Origin of the sequence: Mycobacterium intermedium (genome assembly GCF_002086275.1) — a bacterium.
In the GTDB taxonomy this organism is placed as follows: domain Bacteria; phylum Actinomycetota; class Actinomycetes; order Mycobacteriales; family Mycobacteriaceae; genus Mycobacterium; species Mycobacterium intermedium.
The window spans coordinates 1-1,437 of sequence record NZ_MVHT01000237.1 but is presented as its reverse complement, the minus strand read 5'-3'; the positions used below and the strand labels follow the sequence as shown (position 1 = coordinate 1,437).

The 1,437-nt window shown below is 64.6% G+C and carries 1 pseudogene; it reads right to left on the bottom strand.

Features of this window, described 5'->3' with window-relative positions:
• Positions 1-16: 16 nt before the first annotated feature.
• Positions 17-1,437: pseudogene (locus BST27_RS30400) on the bottom strand (IS1634 family transposase); the annotation flags it as partial.

The following is a 1,437-nucleotide window of genomic DNA, read 5'->3' as shown; positions in this document are numbered from 1 at the left end:
CCCGACTTGGCTCAAATTAGTGCGCACCGTCGGCGCGGATTTCGAGCAGCGCAATGCGTAGGTCGTCGGGTAGTGGGTCGGCGGCGGTGAGGGTGTGGTTTCCCGCTTGGATCTTCACGGTGCGGTAGCGGCGGGCGGTGCGGACGAATTTCTTGATGCTCCAACCTGTTTGGGCTTCGATGTAGTGGCTGACGGCCATCGCGGCGACCACGATGCTGAGGTGGGCTTCGATGGAATCGCGCAGGTGGTGATAGATCGGGCGGGCCTGCAGGTCGTGCTTGGACATCCGGAAACTCTTCTCGATGCGCCAGAGCTGGTGGTAGGCGTCGATCACGAATGTCGAGGAGGCAGTGGTCAGGTTGGTGGTGTAGCCCTTCCAGCCGGCCAGCGCGCGGGTCTTGGTCTCTAACGTGCGGTTGATGCTCTTGGTGGCGCCGGTGAGCTGGATGTAGCGGTTGCGTTTGACCGGTACGTGCCCGTCGACGGCGCGTTCGGCCTTGCGGATCTGCTCGTCGATGCCGCGCAGCGTGCGTCGGGCCCGATCGGTGCGGAACTGGTAGTAGACGACCCGATCCGGGATACCGCGGGTCTTCTCCGCAGCGGTGGCCGGCCACGGCTGGGTCAGCACCAAGCCATCGGGGACAGCTTCATCTTTGTGCTGGTCGTGCCATTCGCGCACCACGTCGGGCAGGTACGGGATGCGGGTGCCCAGGATGAACGACAGCCCCGCGGCTTTGATCGCGATCTGGTTGGCCTCAGAGATCATGCCGGCATCTGCGACGACGGTGACATCGCTGAGATGGTGGGCGGCCTTGAAGGCGTTGATGACCGGCAGCATGGTGGCGGTTTCGGCCTTATTGCCTTCGAAAGCCGCCACGGTGAGCGGGAACCCGTCGGCGTCGGTCAACAACCCGAGGGTGATCTGCGGCTCTAGCCGGCGCTCCTTGGAGAAGCCTGGTTCGCGGAACCCGTCACCGGCATCGGTTTCGAAGTAGAGCGTGGAGACATCGAAGAGCACCAGCGACCCCGGCCCCAACCCGGCACGCCGCGCACTGGCCGCGGCAGGGATTGACGCCACCGCGGTGTCGCATAGGTAGGCAAGCGCCGCTTCACCGTGGCATAGGAGGCGGGTTCGACACCGACTTCGGTGAGTACCCGTTCGGCGTCGATCTTGCTGCTGGGTTCGATGATCCGGGCCAGCACCAGGTCGCGAAACACAGTGTCGCCCTTAGCGGCTGAATCGAAACCCAAGATCCGGTACGCGGCACACAGGGCGTCCCACAAGTGTGTCATTCGCGTCGAAGTGATCGGCAACGGCGCCGAGCCGGCCGGTGCGGTCACATCGAGATCGAGCACGGCCTGATTCGCCGCCAACCGCTGGGCAGCGGCCGCCTTGAGCGCCACAAGTTCGCCGTCATCATGGGCTGAGCCCAGATG